Source organism: Desulfitobacterium sp., from assembly GCF_982384815.1.
Genome location: NZ_CEVWNY010000005.1, coordinates 43,997 through 65,466, shown reverse-complemented (window position 1 = coordinate 65,466; position 21,470 = coordinate 43,997). Strand labels below are relative to the sequence as shown.

Annotated in this window: 18 protein-coding genes and 2 pseudogenes; 16 read left to right on the top strand and 4 right to left on the bottom strand. The window is 40.8% G+C overall.

Features of this window, described 5'->3' with window-relative positions; all coding sequences use genetic code 11:
* The 5 genes from AC1U9U_RS02015 to AC1U9U_RS01995 form a co-directional block, all read left to right on the top strand.
* Window positions 1–542 (top strand): saccharopine dehydrogenase family protein (locus tag AC1U9U_RS02015; RefSeq protein WP_479958878.1); only part of this gene is annotated, 542 nt, incomplete at its 5' end.
* A gap of 5 nt (window positions 543–547) precedes the next feature.
* On the top strand, window positions 548–1,678 hold the full coding sequence (gene nspC / locus AC1U9U_RS02010) for a carboxynorspermidine decarboxylase (RefSeq protein ID WP_479958877.1): 1,131 nt from the start codon (window positions 548–550) through the stop codon (window positions 1,676–1,678).
* 154 nt (window positions 1,679–1,832) lie between these two features.
* The gene (gene lgt / locus AC1U9U_RS02005; protein ID WP_479958876.1) at window positions 1,833–2,639 is read left to right on the top strand and encodes a prolipoprotein diacylglyceryl transferase; all 807 of its coding nucleotides are present in this window, start codon (window positions 1,833–1,835) and stop codon (window positions 2,637–2,639) included.
* A 385-nt stretch (window positions 2,640–3,024) separates the two neighbouring features.
* Window positions 3,025–4,116 (top strand): FAD:protein FMN transferase, encoded by a 1,092-nt coding sequence (locus AC1U9U_RS02000; RefSeq protein WP_479958875.1) that lies wholly within the window; start codon window positions 3,025–3,027, stop codon window positions 4,114–4,116.
* A gap of 72 nt (window positions 4,117–4,188) precedes the next feature.
* The gene (locus AC1U9U_RS01995) at window positions 4,189–5,172 is read left to right on the top strand and encodes a LysM peptidoglycan-binding domain-containing protein (RefSeq protein WP_479958874.1); all 984 of its coding nucleotides are present in this window, start codon (window positions 4,189–4,191) and stop codon (window positions 5,170–5,172) included.
* Window positions 5,173–5,315: 143 nt separating this feature from the next.
* On the opposite strand, the gene AC1U9U_RS01990 is transcribed toward AC1U9U_RS01995, so the two are convergent.
* The 4 genes from AC1U9U_RS01990 to AC1U9U_RS01975 form a co-directional block, all read right to left on the bottom strand.
* The gene (locus tag AC1U9U_RS01990) at window positions 5,316–5,930 is read right to left on the bottom strand and encodes a DedA family protein (RefSeq protein ID WP_479958873.1); all 615 of its coding nucleotides are present in this window, start codon (window positions 5,928–5,930) and stop codon (window positions 5,316–5,318) included.
* Window positions 5,931–6,139: 209 nt separating this feature from the next.
* Entirely contained in the window at window positions 6,140–7,462 is a 1,323-nt protein-coding gene (locus tag AC1U9U_RS01985) for a cbb3-type cytochrome c oxidase subunit I (protein WP_479958872.1), read from the bottom strand.
* Window positions 7,459–7,770, bottom strand: coding sequence for a c-type cytochrome (locus AC1U9U_RS01980; protein ID WP_479958871.1), 312 nt, complete (start codon window positions 7,768–7,770; stop codon window positions 7,459–7,461). Before AC1U9U_RS01980 ends, AC1U9U_RS01985 begins: the two co-directional genes overlap by 4 nt.
* A 426-nt stretch (window positions 7,771–8,196) precedes the next feature.
* Window positions 8,197–8,709, bottom strand: coding sequence for a ferritin (locus AC1U9U_RS01975; RefSeq protein ID WP_479958870.1), 513 nt, complete (start codon window positions 8,707–8,709; stop codon window positions 8,197–8,199).
* 224 nt (window positions 8,710–8,933) lie between these two features.
* Between AC1U9U_RS01975 and AC1U9U_RS01970 the strand changes: the two genes are divergently transcribed.
* The 11 genes and pseudogenes from AC1U9U_RS01970 (at window position 8,934) to AC1U9U_RS01920 (ending at window position 21,463) form a co-directional block, all read left to right on the top strand.
* On the top strand, window positions 8,934–9,848 hold the full coding sequence (locus tag AC1U9U_RS01970; protein WP_479958869.1) for an NAD-dependent epimerase/dehydratase family protein: 915 nt from the start codon (window positions 8,934–8,936) through the stop codon (window positions 9,846–9,848).
* A gap of 104 nt (window positions 9,849–9,952) precedes the next feature.
* Window positions 9,953–10,138 carry a glycosyltransferase family 2 protein gene (locus tag AC1U9U_RS01965; protein WP_479958881.1) on the top strand — a complete coding sequence of 62 codons (186 nt, stop codon included), beginning with the start codon at window positions 9,953–9,955 and terminating at the stop codon, window positions 10,136–10,138.
* Between the two features lie 216 nt (window positions 10,139–10,354).
* Entirely contained in the window at window positions 10,355–10,771 is a 417-nt protein-coding gene (locus AC1U9U_RS01960; protein ID WP_479958868.1) for a bacteriohemerythrin, read from the top strand.
* The gene (locus AC1U9U_RS01955) at window positions 10,771–11,232 is read left to right on the top strand and encodes a chemotaxis protein CheX (protein ID WP_479958867.1); all 462 of its coding nucleotides are present in this window, start codon (window positions 10,771–10,773) and stop codon (window positions 11,230–11,232) included. Before AC1U9U_RS01960 ends, AC1U9U_RS01955 begins: the two co-directional genes overlap by 1 nt.
* A gap of 338 nt (window positions 11,233–11,570) precedes the next feature.
* Window positions 11,571–12,662: pseudogene (locus tag AC1U9U_RS01950) on the top strand (HD-GYP domain-containing protein); the annotation flags it as partial.
* Window positions 12,663–12,818: 156 nt separating this feature from the next.
* Window positions 12,819–14,132: a branched-chain amino acid transport system II carrier protein gene (gene brnQ, locus AC1U9U_RS01945; protein WP_479958866.1), complete on the top strand. Its 1,314-nt coding sequence runs from the start codon at window positions 12,819–12,821 to the stop codon at window positions 14,130–14,132.
* 331 nt (window positions 14,133–14,463) lie between these two features.
* Window positions 14,464–15,276 carry a YitT family protein gene (locus tag AC1U9U_RS01940; RefSeq protein WP_479958880.1) on the top strand — a complete coding sequence of 271 codons (813 nt, stop codon included), beginning with the start codon at window positions 14,464–14,466 and terminating at the stop codon, window positions 15,274–15,276.
* Between the two features lie 574 nt (window positions 15,277–15,850).
* On the top strand, window positions 15,851–17,410 hold the full coding sequence (locus tag AC1U9U_RS01935) for a LysM peptidoglycan-binding domain-containing protein (RefSeq protein ID WP_479958865.1): 1,560 nt from the start codon (window positions 15,851–15,853) through the stop codon (window positions 17,408–17,410).
* A gap of 191 nt (window positions 17,411–17,601) precedes the next feature.
* A pseudogene (locus AC1U9U_RS01930) lies at window positions 17,602–19,204 on the top strand (spore germination protein).
* Window positions 19,155–20,294 (top strand): GerAB/ArcD/ProY family transporter, encoded by a 1,140-nt coding sequence (locus tag AC1U9U_RS01925; RefSeq protein WP_479958879.1) that lies wholly within the window; start codon window positions 19,155–19,157, stop codon window positions 20,292–20,294. Before AC1U9U_RS01930 ends, AC1U9U_RS01925 begins: the two are co-directional and overlap by 50 nt.
* Entirely contained in the window at window positions 20,291–21,463 is a 1,173-nt protein-coding gene (locus AC1U9U_RS01920) for a Ger(x)C family spore germination protein (protein WP_479958864.1), read from the top strand. The genes AC1U9U_RS01925 and AC1U9U_RS01920 overlap by 4 nt, the downstream gene beginning before the upstream one ends.
* Window positions 21,464–21,470 lie beyond the last annotated feature (7 nt).

Here is a 21,470-nt window from a genome sequence, read left to right as displayed (position 1 = left end):
CTAAAAATATCTATCTCTTATATCACGAGGAACTTGAGTCCTTAGCACAAAATATTAGGGGAATCAAACAGATCAGATTCTGGATGACTTTCTCGGACAATTACCTTAACCACTTAAAGGTCTTGCAAAATGTCGGAATGACATCCATTGAGCCAATCGAATTTGAAGGTAAGGAGATTGTCCCCTTACAATTCTTAAAGGCGATCCTTCCTGATCCGGCATCTCTTGGTCCCAGAACTAAAGGTAAAACCAATATCGGTTGTATTATTCGGGGAATTAAAGACGGTAAACCCAGAACTTACTACGTTTACAACATTTGTGACCACCAAGAATGTTATGCGGAAGTAGGTTCACAGGCTATTTCCTATACCACCGGGGTTCCGGCCATGATCGGGGCTAAGTTAATCATGGAAGGTGTTTGGAAAAAACCCGGCGTCTACAATATAGAAGAATTTGATCCGGATCCCTTTATGGAAGCTCTTAATAAATACGGATTACCGTGGAAAGAGGATTTTGCACCAACTTTGCTTGATGAGGAATAAATTAAATGAATGTAAAAGAATTACCAACTCCCAGTTATGTAGTTGATGAAAACCTCCTGAAGAGGAATTTAGAGATTCTTAAGTCCGTTCAGGATCGAACAGGCTGCAAAATACTTTTGGCCCTGAAAGGATTCTCTATGCATTCGGTATTCCCTTTAATAGGGGAGTACCTTAAAGGTATTGCGGCCAGTTCCTTGTTTGAGGCAAGGCTTGGTTTTGCAGAAATGGGTAAGGAAGTTCATGTCTATTCACCGGCATATATCGATGAGGAAATAGATGAACTACTGGGTTATTGCGACCATATGGTCTTTAATTCCTTTGATCAGTGGTGTAAATTCAAGGATAAAGTGAAAAAGCATCCTAGAAAAATTCAATGTGGAATTCGTGTCAACCCTGAATATTCTGAGATTGCTACTGACATCTATAACCCCTGCTATCAGAATTCAAGATTGGGGGTTACCTTGGCTAATTTCAGGCCCCAGGACCTTGACGGAATTGACGGACTGCACTTTCATACCATGTGCGAGCAGAATTCAGATACACTGGAACGCACCATTAAAGTGGTTGAAGAAAAGTTTGGCGAACACATCAAAAAGATGAAGTGGCTGAATATGGGCGGCGGTCATCATATTACCCGGCCTGATTATGATATTGAGACTTTGGTTCGCTGTATTCTTTATTTGAAAGAGAAGTATGGGGTTGATATCTATTTGGAGCCTGGGGAAGCTGTTGCTCTGAATACAGGCTTCTTAGTCTCTAAAGTCCTTGATATTGTTGATAATGGTATGAAGATTGCTATTTTGGATGCGTCGGCGGCCTGCCATATGCCTGATGTTCTGGAGATGCCTTATCGACCGGCTATTATCAATGCCGGTCAGCCGGATGAGTATCCTTATACCTATCGCCTAGGCGGTAATACTTGCCTGGCCGGTGATGTGATCGGTGACTATTCTTTCCCTGAGCCTTTGAAACCCGGGGATAAGCTGGTTTTTTGTGATATGGCTCATTACACTATGGTTAAAAACAACATGTTTAACGGTGTTAATTTACCCAATATTGTCCTCTACAACGAGGAAGAAGGCTTTAAGATGATTCGTAGGTTTGGTTACGAGGATTTTAAACATCGGTTGTCTTGACGAGAGAGCGTGTTGTCCATTCGGATTTATTGAAAGCCGGTTAAGGTGATTGTTTACCTTGACCGGCATTTTCGCATATCTTTTTCAATATGTTTGAGGAATATTTCGGTTATGTTACAATATTAGAAGAGTTCTTATAGAAAGGCGAAATGATATGGCAGATAGATTTCTTGTTCAAAACCTCTTCGGCATTGAGGGGTTAAACATTGCCTGGTATGGTGTCTTTATTTCCTTTGCGATTATACTCGGCGTGTGGTTGGCCGGTCGCGAGGCTGAGCGGCAAGGGTTGAAAGGTGATTTGATTTATGACTTTTTAATGTTGGTGTTACCTTTGGCTATTATCGGTGCCAGAGCATATTACGTGATTTTTGAGTGGCAACAATATGCGGATAATCCTTTAAGAGCAATTGCGATCTGGCAAGGGGGACTAGCAATCTATGGTGCCGTAATCGGAGGATTCATCGCCGCCACTATCTTTGCTAAACTAAATAATTTCCCCCTTTTGCGTCTGGTAGATATAATCGTTCCCAGCTTGATTTTAGGTCAGGCAATCGGAAGGTGGGGCAACTTTATTAACCAAGAAGCCTTTGGGAATCTTGTTTCAAACCCAAATCTACAGTTTTTCCCCTATGCCGTGTTTATAGAAAGGCTAGGGGAGTGGCATCAAGCTACTTTTTTCTATGAAAGCATGTGGAATATTTGTGTCTTTGCTATTCTAATCTACTTCCGTAGAAGAGTGAAATTTAGTGGCCAGCTCCTGGCAACATATTTTGTCGGCTATGGCCTAGGGCGCTTTTTTATTGAGGGGCTAAGAACTGATAGCCTTTACCTTATCCCGGGCCTACGGGTATCCCAGGCACTTTCCTTTGCTTTGATTATTGTAGGTATCATTATGATTGTATTCCATAGGAAATTCTTTAACGGAATTGCGGATTATAAAGGCAAATACTCGAAAACTTAAGGTAGCGGTATGCGTTTAGCGGTGGATTTGATATTTGACTATCGTAAGCAAGAAAGGGCGAGAGTATCGCCCTTTTTGTGTGACTTTTTTTCGTGTCGAAATTTCACTATTGACTTGGTAATAAACATGTGTTAATTTTTACATGTCAGTGCAATATTTGCATAAGCAAAATTTGTTAAAGCAATGCTTGTTATGGTAATACTTGATTACGACAATCTAAATTATGAAAGTAAGAACTAGGACGACATTTGACAAAATTCGCCACATTAGATCGATTTTCCGCCGTATCTAAACATAGTAAAGCAGAAAGCAGGGCTGAAAGGATTTGAACTTTTTTTTCAAAAAATGTCCGGTATTTAGAGTTGCTTTTGTCATCACTCTAATTATGGCATCTGGTTTTACTACAGCTTGTAGTGTAAGCACCTCAGTCAGCCAAACCCAAGATCAAACTCAGGATCAAAGTGCTCCTAACCAAACCGAAGAAACTGTGGTTGCCGGTATGGTTAACGAAGAGGCAGTTAATCATCAGGACTTTGCTATGGGGACGTTTATTGCCCAAAGAGTTTATGGTGACAAGGGTCAAGAAGCTATTGAAGAGGGCATGATAAGAATAAGAGAACTGGAGAGCCTACTCACCTTTAATGCCCCGGAAGGCGATATTTACAATCTAAACCTTAATGCGGGAAATAAGGCGGTTGAGTTGCATCCAACAACGATTGAAGTAATTAATAAAGCACAACAAGTAGCCCGGCTTAGTAATGGTGCCTTTGATATTACAGTCGGTCCGCTGGTAAAGCTCTGGGGAATAGGTACAGATCAGGCCAGGATTCCCTCGGCTGAAGAGATACATAATTTGCTGCCCTTAGTTAACTACAAAGATTTAGTCATGGATGGTAACACGGCTTATTTAAAAAGTCCCGGTCAAATGGTTGATCTTGGTGGTATAGCCAAGGGATATGCCGGAGACGAAGTTATAGTTATCTATAAGAAAAAAGGCATTAAATCTGCTTTTATTAATCTCGGCGGTAACGTAGTCACCCTAGGAAGTAAGCCCGATGGCAGCCCGTGGAATGTGGGTATTTATGATCCCAGGAAAGAAGAAGCAGCTGAGGGACACCAAATTTTAGCCAGTGTGGAAGTCAGGGATAAGGCGGTTGTTACAGCCGGCGATGGGGAACGGTATTTCATCAAAGAAGGTAAGCGTTATCATCATATCCTTGATCCTCATACAGGTTACCCCGCTAATCCCGAATTAATGAGCGTTACTCTGGTTACTGATTCTTCTCTTGATGCAGATGCTCTGGACACAGGAATTTTTATCCTAGGCCTGGAGAAAGGACTAGAGCTTATACGAAAAATTGATGGAATTGAAGCAGTATTTATTACAACGGATAAAAGGATCATTGTTACAGAAGGTTTAAAAGAAAGTTTTAAGTTGCTTGAGGAAAATAGTGGCTATACAGTCGAATTTATGTGAGGTCTTTTAGGAGTAAATTTTGGATTCATTCTCTAAAAGATGAATCCTGAAAAAATATTAAGGAGGAGTATCATGAAAAAGACCCTAGGAATTATTTTATCTGCATCACTCGTTCTTTCATCAGTGGCACTTCCAATCTTCGCTGAAACAGACACAGCAACTTCTGCATCAGTACCGGCGGAAGCACCTGCTGCACCTGCTAAGCCTGCTGCATCCGCACCAGCTGCACCTGCTAAAGTAGCTGCTCCGGCACAAGCTGCTGGTCCTGCTTACACCGTAGTTAGTGGCGATGTTTTCTGGAAAATCGCCCAGAAGCACAATTTAACGGTGGACGAATTGGCAAAATTAAATCCCCAAATTAAGAACATCAACGTAATCTATCCCGGTCAAAAGGTTAACGTTAAGGCTGCTGCTCCCGCAGCAACAACTCCTGCACCTTCTGCCCCTGGAGTAGCCGCTGCTAAGAAGCTTTTCCAAGGTGTAGGTATGTCAGCAAACTATCGTGACAATACTGCTAAAGGGGAAAATAAAGATAACTTAAACATCACCACTGCAAGCGTAATTTTCGATGACAAAGGTAAGATCGTAGATATTAAGTGGGATGTCCTGGAAGTTACACCTACCATGTTCCCGGGCTGGATGGATCCTAAAGCAGAAGACAAATCCCTTTATAAAAATGCTGAGAAAGATGGATTTGTTTGGGAAACCAAGATTGAAGAAGGCGATGCCTATAACATGAAGAATGCAGCAGTTTCCAAAAAGGAATGGTGGGAGCAGATTAAATTCTATGAAGACTTCTTCAAAGGCATGACCGTTACCGAAGTTAAAGATTGGTTTAAGAAATATACAGACAAAAACGGCAGACCTTACAAATTAGCTTATCCCGAAAAATTAACTGATGCAGATAAAGCTGCTACTGCTAATTTCTCCGACGCAGAAAAGAAAATGCTCGTAGATGTCACCACTGGTGCAACAATGGCACTTCAAGATGTGCATTCACGTTTCATTGAAGCTTTAGAAAAAGCTTACGAGCATAAAGTAGAAGTTAAATATTAATTTTTAAACTATTTTAAAACATATTTGAGGCTGTCTCGTGTTGCAAAGCAATTTGAGCCAGCCTCTTAGTTTGTTGTCAATATCAATTTTGAACTATTATGGAGAACTTGGCTCTGTGGAAGTTGGGCTCAAAGTAATTCCTGTTACCTCTTCAGAAATCTGGTTTTAAAGAATACAGCTGCGCAAATGATCGCAATAATAATTAGAACATACAGAGTAATACTGGAGTATGTATCAAAATAGGTGGAGATAGTTTCCCAGGAGCTGCCGGCAAAGGCTCCTAAATAGACTAACACAGTATTCCAGATAAGAGTCCCGATGGTCGTTAAAGTGAGAAAACTTAGCATATTCATCTTGGCAATACCGGCAGGTATGGAAATCAGACTGCGGACGATGGGGACAAACCGGCAAAAGAAAACGGTTGATCTACCATGCCTTTCGAACCAGGCAGCAGCTTTTCGCACATCATCTTTTTTAAAGTGTAATCTTCTTCCCCATTTGCCGTCCAGCCAGCGCTCCAGTTTTCTCGGGCTAAACCAGCGTCCGATTCCGTAGAGGATAATCGCCCCAAGCACCGAACCAAGGGTGGCAAACAATATAACCCCCCAAATACGCATTGTTGTGTAGGTGGTCATAAATCCGCCGAAGGTCAGGATTATTTCCGAAGGAATAGGTGGGAAAAGATTCTCAACCGCAATTAGCAAAGTAATCCCTAAATAACCGTAATCGTTCATGATCTGAATGATCAATTCTTGCATAAAATTAATTCCTCCAACACTAACAATACCTAATATTATACAGGGAAACCGGGGTAACTGCCAATTTTATTAGAATGGGGTTAGTTCGGTATGTACTCGACTAACCTTCAGTGGGAGTCGAATCCCCCACTGAAAGAAGTCTCGTTCAATGGGCAATTATGTTATTATGTTGTATTCATAATATGGAAAGTTATGACCTAATATTATACTTATCGGGTTTTCCACCAGGTCATGATAATGGTAAAAGCTAAAATAGCGACACCAAGAGTAAACATACTCCCGCTTAGCACTCTTAGGATCAAGAAGGGGTTGATAATTGAGCTAACCACCATAAAATCAATGCCCAAAACCCGCCAAAGGTAAGTTTGAAGAAAACCAGCTATGATCAGACAGAGGCTCATTCCGATCAGACCAAGATTAAGTAGGAGTACCCCCGATACTCCATATCGGTATGTCTTTTTACCGGAAGTATCATTTTCACTTAAAATTGCATATGCGCCGGCCAAGATCAAAAAACCGATGGTACCAAATAAAGCTAGATGGGCATGTCCTGAAGTAATATAGGTTCCATGAGTATACAGATTAATCCAGGGGATGGTAATCAATAATCCCAGCAAAGTAGCTCCGGTAAGATGATGGAAGATGCTGCTTATAATCAACCAAACCGCAAGTTTTTCTTTTAGGTCAAAGGGTTTATGCTTTTTAAAACCTTTGTATATCATATAGGCGAGAAGAAAGATTGGTAAGGCTTGCACAACGCTGGCAAGGGATCCCAGCAGAAGCCAAAGCGAGGGAAACCCAATCCAGAAATAGTGATGCCCGGTACCGAAAAATCCGCCAATTACGGAAAGACTTGCTTCAAGATAGAGCCATTTTTCCATAGCCTTTTTTTCCGCTATTCCCGCCGCTACAAAAAAAGAAGATATAAAACCACTGGTTGTTAGTTCAAAGGCCATTTCTTCCCAGAGATGGACAACCCAAAACTTTACTGCTTCATCTGCAACAGGGTTATTGATTTTCAGGACATTGGGTATCAACAATATACAGAGAAATACCACACCAACAGTCATGATTCCGGTAGCAGGTGTTAGTTTTTTTCTGTACTTCCATAGAGTTCTGACTAAGTTATAAGCCCCAAGCAATATACCCAGGGCAATTCCAACATAAAAAATTGGCAGCCCGTCGAGATATTCTCGGCCATTGCCAATGCCGAAGGCTAAACTCCCCAATAGCCCTCCTGAAAAGAGTAGTAAGATTATAAATTGCCATCGTGCTATCCGCGGTGAATAGATATCGGCATTGAGTTCTTCTACAGTATAATAATAGACAATGCCCATCATGCCAATGACCGGCCAAAAAGTGGCCAAGGCAAGGTGTACAGCGCGACCGTATTCGAAAGAAACCGGTGAAGGCAAATCGGGAAAAACCAAAGAAGTTGCCCCCAGCAAAGCAATGATTCCTTGAACTCCAAAAAGGAATACGGCATAAAGGACGTATCTACGGGCAATTTGTTTTCCCAGGAAAGCTTTCAATAGAAATCCCCACCTTTAAGTTCTTTTTGCTTTGGCGGCCAGCCTAAGGTGGGAATGTTGCCAATATACTCAAAATAAGCTGTAAGGGATTCAGTTTCTAGTTTAGATAATTCAGTATGAGTGATGTCACGATTGGGCGGAATTATCGGGGGATTCTTGAAAAAGTCCATAAGGTACTCAGGACTACGTGTTGACATAATATGAGTGAGATCTCCTCCTGTGTACCCGCCGTTGCCAAACAAGGTATGGCAGCTTACACAATTATATTTTTGCCATACTTTTTTACCCGCAACTGCCCCTTCACTCATAGGATAATCGAGTTCCGATGAAAATTTAATTGATAAAGCAAATAGCACAAACGATGATATGGAAATCAGTATAAAGGTTCTGAGTTTCAAATCCATCATCCGTTCTCAAGATTGGTTCATAACCCCAGCAGGATATTAATTTTAGTATTTACCGGTTTTCTAGATAAATACTTTCCTATTTCTAAGAAGTTTGACGGGACATGAAAAGTGGGCCATCCTGTATTAGGACACCCCACTTATTTTGCGTACCGTATAGTATTTGGGAGGTCTGAATGTCATCCTGAGCAGGGCGAAGGATTATTTCAGGTTAGCGCTGACTCTTGTCATAGGGTATGCCCTCCGCCTTAGGTGCCCTGGATTTTTGCGAGGTAAAAGCACACCGCTGCGCTCACTGAACATGCCGCCGAGAAAAAACGCACGTAGTAATTATAGTACGAGGGAAGGTGCGGTATAAACCCGGGTACTAAGTTCTTGGTTAAGCATGTATAGCCCTTTGGGATCTTGGCCAAAGAGTTCGAATTTACTAATAAGATCAGTAGAGTTTTTCTCTTCTTCTCCTTGTTCTTTAACAAACCAATCTAAGAACTGCATGGTACGAAAGTCTTTTTTCCCATAAGCTACAGCATATATATTATTAATGGATGCTGTAACCGTCCGCTCATGGTCCAGGGTTGCAGTTAGGGGAGCTTGGAAATCAAGGTATTCCAGATCAGGAGCAGCAATAGTACCTAAGGTGACTTTATCATCATTATTCAAAAGATAAGTACGGAATAGCATTGCATGGTCTCGTTCTTCTTGGGCCTGGATATAAAACCAGTTTTCAAAGCCCTCAAGACCTTTATCTGAATAAAAATTAGCGATATCTAAGTAAAGATATGCCGAATAGAGCTCCTTATTAATTTGTTCGTTAAGCAAAGTGGCAATTTCACGATCCAGCATAGTAACTATCCTTCTTTCTTGATTTATTATTAGTATTTGTTCCATTATAGCAGAATTTCCCTTAGGAACCTAAAATTTAATAAGTATTTAGTAAAAACAACTTTGCGACAACTTGGCGGTTTTGAAAAGGGTAAGCTTTACTATGTAGCTAATTTCCTGAGTGCCTCATATGATACATCGTATGACCAATTGCGTAATTAATATTGCCATAGGGGGGGGCGATTATGAAAATCCTGGTTACTGGGGGCAAGGGTGTCGTTGGTACACATCTAGTGGAAAAATTAAGGGATATGGGGCATGAAGTTCGGGTGTGTGATCTCGGACATAGCCATGAAGATAACTATTATCGCTGTGACGTGGGTAAATTTAGACAACTGCAGAAAATCTTTCAAACACACACCTTTGACTTTGTCTACCACTTAGCCGCGGAGTTTGGCCGCTGGAATGGAGAGGATTATTACGAAGATCTATGGCTGACCAATGCGGTAGGGACAAAAAATATTCTGCGCTTACAACGAGAATATGGCTTTAAAATGGTTTTTACCAGCAGTTCGGAAGTATATGGTGATTATGATGGGGTAATGGTTGAAGAGGTGATGGATAAGCTGGAGATTAAACAGATGAATGACTATGCCATTACGAAGTGGGTTAATGAGATGCAGATTCTTAATGAAACAGCCATGCATGGGAATCAAGTGGTCCGGGTCAGGATCTTCAACACCTATGGACCCGGAGAATACTACACTCCTTATCGCAGTGCCATCTGTAATTTCACCTATAAAGCCCTTCATGATCTTCCTTATACTATTTATTTGGGACATCGGCGCAATGCTCTCTATATTGAAGATTGTGCACGGGCTTTAGCCAATATTACCCTCAATTTTAAAGCCGGGGAAGTTTACAATATTGCCGGAACCGAAATGCATGATATGAAGTCCGTTTCTGATCGAATCTTGCAATATTTGGGCAAAGATGACAGTAAGGTCACTTATACAGAAGAAGAGCTGTTTACCACGAAGATTAAGCAGCCTGATATTACTAAAGCACGACGAGACTTGAATTGTGAGCCTCAGGTTTTTTTGGAGACGGGAATCCCTAGAACTGTGGAGTGGATGAAGAGTGCGTACGGGCTGAAATAGCCTAAGGACTTTGCATAATACTGCTGAATTTATGCGTAAGTATACGAGGTATACCGCAGCCCAAAAACATGCCGAAGCCCTAGCAAGAAAGGCCAAAAGACAAGATCAGTATTATTATCCCCTTCTATAACCGCATATCTTTTCTTTTAGAAGCTATTGACAGTGTGATGATCCAATCCTTTAAAAACATAGAAGTGCTGCTGATCGATGATGGGTCCACTGAGGATTTAAGTCGGCTGAGAATGCTAAAAGATCCCCGAATCCGTTATATCTATCAAAAACATTTTTAAGCCCCCCAAATACAACACGGTAGATAAGATTTTAGAATTGCGGATCTACTAAAAAGTTATAATACCTAATTACCCGATAGATGGAACCCGATATCGTTATTGATATCGGGACTTTTTCGTTGCGTAGAATAATTATCCTTTGATAGGTTTTTTACGTGTGATATAATTATTTAAAAATAACAATACAATTTCGTGGAGAGTGAAAGGAGTAGTGCAATGATCTGGAAGGATAAATATAGGATTGGTGTTCCTCTCATTGATAACCAGCATGAGGAACTGTTTTCTCGTGTCACAGCCTTTGTGGAAACTTTGCGTTCTGATAAATCCTGGGAGGAAAAGGTTGAGAAGGTTAATGAAACCCTGGAATTCATGAAAGGCTATGTAGTCACTCATTTCGCCGATGAAGAGGCTTATCAGGCAAAAATCGGCTATCCCCAATTCAAAGAACATCAGAAAATACATAAGGATATGGTTGCTTATGTGGTTGACTTGTCCGAGAGGTACGAAAAGGAAGGCTATCGTGAAGAATTAATGCAGCAATTTGGCGGCAAGTTAATGGCTTGGCTGATTAACCATGTGGTTGCTGATGATCAAAAGATTGCTGAATTTGCTAGAAGTAAGGAGGATAATTAATGAGCACCGATCTTCTAACCCCATTTTCTAATGCAGCCAGTCAGACTTTTAAGCTTTTATTAGATCTGGATGTAGCTACAGATTCAACCCAAAGCGTCGAAAGCAGCCTGGATCATAAGGATAATGTGGATATTGTCATAGAAATCACCGGTGACCTTGCCGGGGAGGTTATGTATAGTTTTCCCAAAGATACCACTTTGGAAATAGTAAAGATGATGAGTGGGATGGAGTTCAATGAAATCGATGAATTTGTCAAATCCGCTCTAGGGGAGATTGCCAATATTATCAGCGGTAATGCGATGACTGGATTGTCACAGGTTCAAGTAGCTTGTGATATTCGTCCCCCCAAAATTGTTGAAGGAGAGGCTCTTTCAACTTTGGAAGGATACTCTATTTATAAGACCAAAGTAAAGACTGCTATCGGGGATGTAGAACTTAATCTGCGAACAGTTCAAAATTGAGGAGGGACTTTCTGTTGGCTTATATACCTTGATGCTCCCTATTGAAAATAAGCAAAAATAATCATATAATTTAAACACTTCTCTAGATTATGGCAAGAGCCGTAAAAACTATCCAAGCATAAATGAGGGAGAATTATATGGATATATTCGCCTATGCTTTTGCCTATGTGGCTCAAGTTGCTCAGGTTTTTTCTTTTTCCAACAAGTTAGCCCCTATCACTTTGTTATATTTTATTGGTTTAACCATTTACACAGTCCATCTCAATTATAAACTTAAGCAAAAAAATGGGGAGCTTTCCCAAGAAAAAGAGCGCTATAAATTGACCTTATTGGCCATTCAGGAAAAGCAGGAAGAGATTCGCTATCTTAGTGACCATGATCAGCTAACCGGCCTTTATAATCGAAAATTTCTGGAGGGGGAGCTTAGTCGGCTTAATCTAGAACAAGATCTTCCTATTACTATTACGATGGCCGATGTTAATGGCCTGAAACTGGTTAACGATTCCTTTGGTCAAGCTTATGGGGATGAATTGATTCGTAAAGTCGCCCAGGTAATCCGCAATGGCTGCCGATCCAATGATATAGTGGCACGGATCGGCGGCGATGAGTTTATAGTTTTAATGCTCAAGACCAGTGAATTTGAGGCAAGAAGAATAATCAAAGGCATTAAAGAGCAGGTATTGCAGGAAAAAATCGGTGCATTTCAATTGTCCGTATCTTTTGGATACGAAACTATGGTGAATCCCGATACCGGTATTCAAGAAATCCTAAAAAAAGCCGAAGACTACATGTACAAGAACAAGCTGTCGGAGCGGCCCAGCGCCAGAAGTAAAACCATTGATACGATTATCAGGACTCTCCACGAGAAAAACAAGCGGGAAGAGCAACATTCCCATCGGGTTTCAGAATTATGCAAGAGAACTGCCATCGAACTTGAGTGTTCCAATGATGAAATTGAAGAGTTAAAGACGGTGGGCCTTCTTCATGATATTGGGAAAATTGTTATCAGTGAAAGTATCTTGAACAAGCCCGGTAAGCTCCGCGATGATGAATGGGAAGAGATTAAGCGTCACCCCGAAATTGGTTATCGTTTACTCAGTACTATTAAGGAAATGTCGGAAATGGCCGAATATGTTCTTGCTCATCATGAACGCTGGGATGGCAGAGGGTATCCTAAGTCCTTAAAGGGTGAAGAAATTCCCTTACAAGCCAGAATTATCTCCATTGCCGACTCCTACGACGCTATGATTAGTGAGCGAAGTTATCGCAAAGCATTGCCGGAAGAAGTAGCGATAGCGGAATTGGAAAAGAACGCGGGAACACAGTTTGATCCAAAAATTGTTAGGGTTTTTATTGAAAAAGTCTTGGGAAAATCTTGTGAGTTAAAGGCCGGCTGTTTAGGTACAAATAATCTAAGTAATTTGTTATAATTTTAGGCCCCTTCATCCTTAAAGAATAGTGATGAGGGGCCTTTTCTATGTCCGGTAAAACATTGACATAACTTAAGGACGGATGGTATTCTATAATAGTTTGTTAAAAAAGCTAGAAATATATTAAATACAAGAATATTAAAAGGAGTCGAAGCAATGAAGTTTTCCAATAAGGATATTTTGACCACCGGATTCGCCCTTTTAGCTATGTTTTTTGGGGCTGGAAACTTAATTTTTCCACCTATGTTAGGCTTGAAAAGTGGAGAGTACCTCCTCTGGGCCTTGGTGGGCTTTATCATAACCGGAGTAGGATTACCATTTTTAGGGATTACTGCGGTAGCTAAAGCCGGTGGGGATCTGGAACTGCTGGCTAATCGGGTTCATCCAACTTTTAGTAAGATTATTACTACCATCTCGGTACTTTGTATCGGTCCTCTTTTGGCTATTCCCCGTACTGCGGCTACAACCTACGAGGTCGCGATTGCTCCGGTTACCAAAGGACTCAACCCTCAATGGGCATTATTAGTGACCTCGATATTCTTTTTCGCGATTACTTTAGTTTTTGTCTTAAAGCCAACAAGAATTCTCGATAATGTAGGTAAAATACTCACTCCCTTGATGCTGATTTTCTTAGCAATTGTCATTTATGTAGGTGTAACTAATCCTTTAGCAGGGGTGGGTGCAAGCAGTTATACCAGTCCGTTTTCACAAGGTTTTTTAGAAGGCTATAATACTATGGATGCTATTGCTTCGGTTATCTTCGGGATGATCATCGTTAAAGGTATCAAAGATAAAGGTGTTACTGATAATGGTCGAATTGCTCGAATCACTATTATCTCGGGAATGATTGCGGCAACAGGCCTGGGTGTTATCTATATTGGGCTGGCATATATCGGATCTACTACCGGGACCCTATTTACAGGCAATAATCATGGGCAGATGCTCATCTTCTTGAGTGAATCCTTATTAGGATCAGTAGGAAGAACCATAATCGGGATCGTCATGGCTTTAGCTTGTCTTACTACTGCAATCGGTTTAGTGGCTAGTTGCGGAGAGTTCTTTAGTCGTTTGACCAATGGTCGGGTGAGCTATAACCTCATCGCCATCATTACCACTTTCGTCAGCTTTGTCTTAGCAAACATGGGTTTGGCCAATATTCTGAGAATTTCCGTCCCTTTGTTGGAATTCGTATATCCTATCATCATTGTCTTGATCATGCTGGCTCTTCTTCATAATTTCTTTAGAGGAAAAAGGGCGGTCTATGTCTATACTGTAGGGGTTATTGTACTCTTTGTCACCTTAGATACCCTTTATGATCTTGGATCAAGCATGGGAATTAATGTAGGAGTAATTAAGCAGTTGCTAAGTTATTTGCCTTTCTATGATTTAGGTCTGGGTTGGATTATCCCGGCCTTATTGACCTTGATCGTAAGCCTTGTTTTTGCCTCCAATAGACCCTCGGAAGTGTAATGTTTTATGGGACAAGGTTACCTGTCCCCTTTTCTCACAAAGGAATCTAGGTTGAAATGCAGAACTCATTTTAGGGTTCTGCTTTTTATTTTATATCTAGGGTATATAAAAAGAAAAAAATTGCGAGAGCCCGGCTTTCTTAAAACCTGGCTATTGCATACTAACAACGATAAAGATAAAATTAATTTTTAGGTATTTACAATGGTAAAAATAATAGTAAGAATTGGAGTGATGCGTATTGGGAGAGGATCAGGCGGCAGCAATAAGTCAATTGGGTAGCGTAAAAATTCATAAAAAAGTGAAAGCTAGAAATCTTGTCAAAAGAGCATTCATGATCATCTTAGGGTCAACCAGTATGGCCCTTGGCCTAGAAGGTGTGTTGATTCCTAATCATATTATTGACGGCGGAGTCACTGGGATTTCGATGATGTTATCCCACCTAACCTCTGTAAGTTTAGGAGTTTTTTTATTTTTATTAAATCTACCTTTTTTTTTCTTAGGCTACAAGCAGATTGGAAAAACCTTTGCTTTAAGTATGCTTTATGGAATTAGCATTTTGTCAGTAGCAACAGGTTATTTGCATAGTATGACACCTTTTGTCCATGATGTACTGTTAGCAGTTATCTTTGGCGGTCTGATGTTGGGTTTTGGAGTGGGCTTAGTTATTCGCTCAGGTGGAGTTCTAGATGGAACTGAAACCTTAGCGATTCTCATCGAAAAAAAGACACCTTTTACGGTGGGCGAGATAATCATGATATTTAATGTTATAATTTTCTCTGTTGCAGCTTTTATCTACGGATTAGAAAACGCCTTATATTCCATGCTAACCTATTATATCGCCTTTAAGACCATTGATATTGTAGTTAAGGGTTTTGATGATATGAAGTCTATTTACATTATTAGTGAGTATAATGATGAGATTGCTGATACTATTTCATCGCGCCTAGGTCGTGGTGTAACCTTTTTAAATGGTGAAGGATCTTTTACGGGTGAAGTAAGACGCATAGTCTTTTGTGTTTTTACCCGATTGGAAGAAACAAAGATGAAGGATATTGTTCGGGAGATCGATCCCTCGGCCTTTGTCATTATTAGTGATGTGGGTGAAGTAAAAGGTGGACGCTTCAAGAAGAAGGACATTCACTAATAAGATAAGTCTTAAATAAGATCATAACTTGGTTAATCCGATAAATATAAAAGGACTTAGCGTCAAGGAATTCATGAGCTAAGTCCTTTACCATTAATATTAATTCTGAAAGTAGACTCTCCAAAAGGGTATAAGGTTGCTAATGACATAAAACGGTTTGGAGGATTTCCTAGGGGAAAATAGAATAATTTTAAGGGACTAGTTCATTAAAGCTAATTATTTGATTTCGAACTAATAAAGCACGGAAAGAAATGCCAATGGTGAGTTAGTTAATGAAAAGGAGTAAGTGGATGTTAATAGGTATTTCTTTTCTGATCGTATCTGCAGTCCTTCTTCTATTATGGGGCTTTGCATGAAAAGCTGAAGCAACCAATGATTCAGAGTGGCTGACTAGCACTTTAATCGCTCATCGAATATGAGAAAATCAAAGATGCAAGTGACAACTTTATTGTGGAGATATTTGATCTAGATTAAGTTTCTAAAATTTAGATTACTTTTTATAAAGGAAATTCGTAGACACATAGAGAATTGTTATAAATATTACAATTATTTCTTTTGGAAGAGGAGGTATTCAATGAAAAACAGGAAGAAGTTATTAGCGATTTCCATATTACTAATAGTTGTACTGGTACTAACGGGGTGTACAGCAAACCAAAAAGCAATCTTTGATGCTTCAATGAAAATGCAAAAGGTGAATTCAGTACAACAACATATCACTATGTCCATAGGTCTAACTGGTTCGGGGCTAGATCCAATGATGCAAGAGCAAGTAGACCGGATTGCGGCTATGCTGAAAGATGCAAACCTCGAACTAACTGTAAAAACAAATAGTAATGAAGAAAAGACCAAAGTGCAATCCCAAGTAGCTATGAATTTGAATATGGCAGGAATGGAAATCAGTATGCCCTATTGGGTAGATATGGATCTTACCAGGGAAGATCCTAAACTAAAAGAAATTTTCCGTCTCCCGCAAATGGCCAAAGCTACATTTCCGGAAGAGTTTAGGTCCAAAGAGTACATGGTAATGGATATTGCCGATACCGGCAACCCGCAATTTAACACTTTGGACATGACTAAGCTCATGAACTTTGGCTTAAACTACCAGGAAAAATGGACAGACTTTTTAGTAGGTTATGCTGATCGTTTCAATCCAAATATTGAGGTAATTAGTGTGCCCACCAATGATAACACACTAAAATTCTCTATTCGTCTTGATGATAAAGGATTTAAGGAATTGCTCAGTTATACTGTGAATAATTTTGCTCAAGATGAAGAGGCATTAGGATTACTAGAAGAGTATTTCAAGATGATTTTTGAAGTGGCTGGGCAAGCTGCTTTAGATGGCTCCATGTCTTTTGAAGAAAGTTTTGTGGAGACTGAAATCGATGCAACTAAAACTTTGGACAAATTCAATTCGATCATGGAAACCTTGCGAAATGTAACCCTTATTGGAGATAAAGGCATCCGGTTAAACTATACTATTGCAGATGGCTACATTGTTGAAAGTAGCGGCAGCATCGATCTACAAATTGATCTCTCAGAAATTAGTCAATTGATGCCGACGCCAACCACAGACATGGATTCGCCGGAAATGAGTGGTATCCTGGGTTTAACTGTCAACTATAATACGAATACTTCAAATATCAACCTTCCAGTGGATATCAAAATTCCAGAATTAACCCCGGAAAACTCATTTGATTATTTTGATTTTCTCCAAGCATCCTTAGCCCTCGTTGAGCCGATTCCGGACACTACTGTTCCCGTCTCTCCCCTGGCGACAGATTACATAGTCCAACCCGGTGATACTTTAGCTACGATCGCCCTCAATTATTACGGTAGCTATGACAACTATACTAAAATCTATCAAGCCAATCGGGATCTTTTTAACAAAAGCAATAACCGTTTAGATGCCGGAATGGTCTTAACCCTTCCAACCGAAGGCCTTCTTGCACCGTTAGTTGCAGAAGACGTAAAGCAAGTGTATATTGTAAAAGCCGGTGATACCCTCGGGATTATTGCTAAGAAGATGTATGGCGATAGTTCACTATACACAAAGATTTTTGAAGCTAATAAGGATAGACTGAAGAGCCCTAACCTTATTTTCGAAGGACAAAAATTAGTAATACCGAATTAGTGATTTTCAGGACCAAGTTAAACCAGAGATAAAAAAATAATACCTATAAAGTAGTTGGGTTTAGGCCTAACTACTTTTTTAGCTCTTTTTTACCTAAGGAGAACCTCTTAAGCATGAATAGTGCTAATTATTGACATACTAAGCATATATTAGGCGGGTTTATAATATTTCAAGAAAGTTAGTGAAATAGGTTGATTAAGAAGTTCATGCAAAAAGCCCTTTCTTTACAAATACCAAAAGCTAATAAAGCGGAGAGACAGTGGGAAATCCCTCAAAAGCCTATGGCTCATTCTTTTGAAGATAACTTGGCTTATCTTCAAGGGGCCTTTGAGTTGTGTGATGATATTGTGTTTCGGGAGTTCCAATTTCATGCCAATAAGCCCTACAAGGCTGTGCTCATTTACCTTAGGGGAATTACCGACATTAAGATCATTTCCGAGTATATTCTTGATCCCTTAATGCATGAGGCTTCTAGCTCGGCAGAGGATCAACTTCAAGAGGATGAGGTTCTTAAATTTGTTTTGGATCGTTTAAGTACAGCTGCCAGTGCGGAGATGGTTCAAGATCTGGGGGAATTAATCAAGGGAATTGTGGATTCTAAAGTTGCTTTACTCATCGAAGGGACATGTTCAACATTGCTCATGGCTGCTCCGGGGGGTGAGACCAGATCCGTTAAAGAGCCGGACTCAGAGCCGGTTGTACGGGGGCCGAAAGATGGCTTTGTTGAAGATATCTCCACTAATCTGATACTGATCCGCCGCCGACTGCGCACTAATCTTTTAAAAGTTGGAATTGGGATCTTTTAGCCGTACCCGAGTAGCCATATGTTATATTCGAGGAATTGTTAATGATAAATTAGTCGAAGAGGTGAAATCCAGGTTAAAACGAATCAAGGTCGATGGAATCTTATCAAGCGGTCAGATCGAGGAAATGATCCAGGATGAGCCAATTTCACTTTTCAACCTGATCTTCACCACCGAACGTCCTGACCGGGCAGCGGCATGTATCCTTGAAGGCCGTGTCACAATTATTGTGGATAATACCCCCATGTGCCTTGTGGTTCCTTGTACTTTCACCATCCTTCTTCATGCCTCCGAAGATTATTATCTTAATGCGGAGTTTTCTTCCTTTGTCCGCATCCTACGTTTTATCGGCTTGAACTTTTCCTTAATGCTCCCGGCTTTAACAGTAGCAGTATTTAGCTTTCATCAGGAGCTGATTCCCCGGTCCCTGCTTTTCACAGTTGCCGGTGCTCGCCAGGAATTGCCCTTTCCTATTTTTCTGGAGATCCTCCTAATGGAGGTTACCTTTGAACTACTCAGGGAGGCGGGGGTAAGGCTACCTAAAACCATCGGTCAAGCTGTTAGCACCGTAGGCGGTTTGGTAATTGGGCAAGCCGCTGTAAACGCCGGTTTTGTCTCTCCCCTTTCCGTTATCGTAGTGGCATTGACGGCCATCTCCTCCTTCACAATGCCCAACTATGCGGCGGGAACGACGATTCGAATTTTACGCTTTGCCCTCTTGGTATGTTCCGCCATATTAGGAATGGTAGGCATTATGTTTGGCTTAATGACTATACTCTTCCATTTAAATAGTCTGAGATCTTTTGGGGTACCTTATCTAAGCCCGATTGCCCCCTATAGCATAAGAGATTTTAAGGACACGGTAATTCGCGTCCCTTGGTGGGCGATGATAACCCGTCCCCGGCTTTTTGAAGGAAAGGAACCTGAACGTCAAGCCCGGAATCAGGGCCCTCAGAAGCCTACTGAAGAGGAGGAAGATTCCAATCAATAAAGAGCGTATTTCCGGTTCCCAGTTCACTATCCTCTTGTTTTTTACCATAATGGCAACGGTGATCCTATTCGTTCCTAATATCACGGCTAAGGTAGCCAGGCAATCCGCTTGGCTAGTACCCCCTGTAGCTGCGGGAGTAGGTTTTTTTACCCTTTGGCTAATAAGTAAACTCGGTGAACGCTTTCCCCGTCAAACTCTTATCCAGTATAGCATGGTGGTTTTTGGAAAATATTTGGGAAAGCTTGTGGGCGGTAGTTACATACTTTTTTTCTTTGTTTTTAATATGTTGATTATCCGAGAATTTGCTCAATTTATTACCCTTTCGTTCTTGGATAGAACCCCCATCTGGTTCATAACCTTCACTTTTATTTTGGTGGGAAGTTACGGTGCTATTTTAGGACTTGAGGTGATTGCCCGCTCGGCTCAATTTGTTCTTCCGATTTTTTTAAGCATTTTTTCGATTATTCTTTTTTTAGCCCTTAGAGATCTGGATTTTAAAGAGTTTTTGCCTATATTTGAGGGGGGATTGGGCCCGATATTAAGGTCATCCATAACCCCGGCAGCTTGGTTTGGGGAAAGCATTATCCTGGCCTTTTTACTGCCAAATATCAATAAACCCAAGGAAGCGCTGGGTAAAGGCGCCTGGGCACTTTTATTCTCCATCATCGTACTTTCCGCAGATATTATTTTTTGTCTCTTAGTTTTAGGCTCGGAATTGGTGGCAAGCTACAATTTGCCCCTTTGGAAATTGGTGCGTTACTTGGAGATTGGGCGTACCTTTTTGCGTGTTGAATCAATTCTTGTATTTCTTTGGATTGCCTCGGTAGTTGTAAAATTCACCCTTACTCATTTCTTAGGGAGTGTAGTAGTGGCTGAAGTTTTTGGCTTGAAATCCCATAAAAAGATCGTACTGATCGTGGGGGCCGCCTTAGGTTTTGCTTCGGTAGTTTTTGTAAGCAGTACCATGGAGCTAACACATGTACTGGAGGTATACTGGCCTCCTTTTGCCTTCTTTTTTGAGCTGTTCATACCAAGTGTTCTCTTGATAACGGCTTGGCTGCGCAAGGTGCAAGGGAGGAAAAGCTCATGAAGAAAGCCCGTATCGTTGTATGCTGTTCACTCCTAGCCGGTTTACTTTTAATTGCTGGGTGCTGGGACAGTAGAGAAGTAGAGAATTTAGCTATTATGACCCTCATAGCCTGGGATAGGGTCACTGTAGACGGAATGGATCTTTGTCAAGTTTCAACCCGAATTGTTAATCCATCCGGAAAACCCACTGATTCCGAAGCCCCAAATACTTCTGCCGAAGAAATCTTAATTAAAGGTACGGGAATAACCGTTCAAGATGCCTTTAACGAAATGACAAGGCGTTTACCCGCGAAAGCATTTTGGGAACAAGACGTGGCGATAATTTTAGGAGAGAGAGCTGCTCAAGAAGAATTACCTGCTCTTATGGCCTCAACCCTGCGTTTTCCCCATGCCCGGCTTAGGGTCGATATGTTTGTTTGTGAGGGGGAAGCCGCCAAGATCTTAGAATCAAATCCTGAACTCAGTTCGACTCTTTCCAAAGAGATCAGCAAAATTGCCGAAAAAACTGCTGAACAAACCGGGGTATCGAAAAAGGTAACTTTATTGGGTTTAAGCAAAAAGCTGCTTAGAACTGACAGAGATACTATTATTCCTAAGATATTGATATTTCCTAAGCAAAAAGGTGAAAAACCCGTTGAAAGTTCAGTAAAGATTGAGGGTTTTGGGGTAATTCGTGAAAATAAATTGGTTGGCTGGTTAAATGAAAAAGAGGCATTAGGCTATCTTTTAGGTGTTGGAAACCCAAAGGAACCGGAAATACCCATCGCGGTAACTAAGGACGATATTGTATTTAGTTATTATCTTACCAGTACAAAAGGGCGTGTTTCTTCAAAGTTCGAAGACGGAAAACCTAAATTTACAATACGGATTAGCACGGGGGGTATAGTTCACGAAGCAAAAGTAGCGAAATTAAAGTCGGAGTTACAACCGACCCTGGAAAAGGCTACGGAAGAAAGAATTATAGAAATCGTCTTAGCAACTATTAGTAAAGCAAAAGAGTATAACGCCGATATTTTCGGCTTGTTTGAGCAGATGCACCGCTACCACCCACGGGATTGGCAGAAAATCGAGCCCAACTGGCGAGAATATTTTCAAGATGCGGAAATAGAAGTAGAGGTTGATGCCAAAATCAAGAGCTTCGGAACATCTAACGAAGGGTTTAACTTTTAAATGTAGG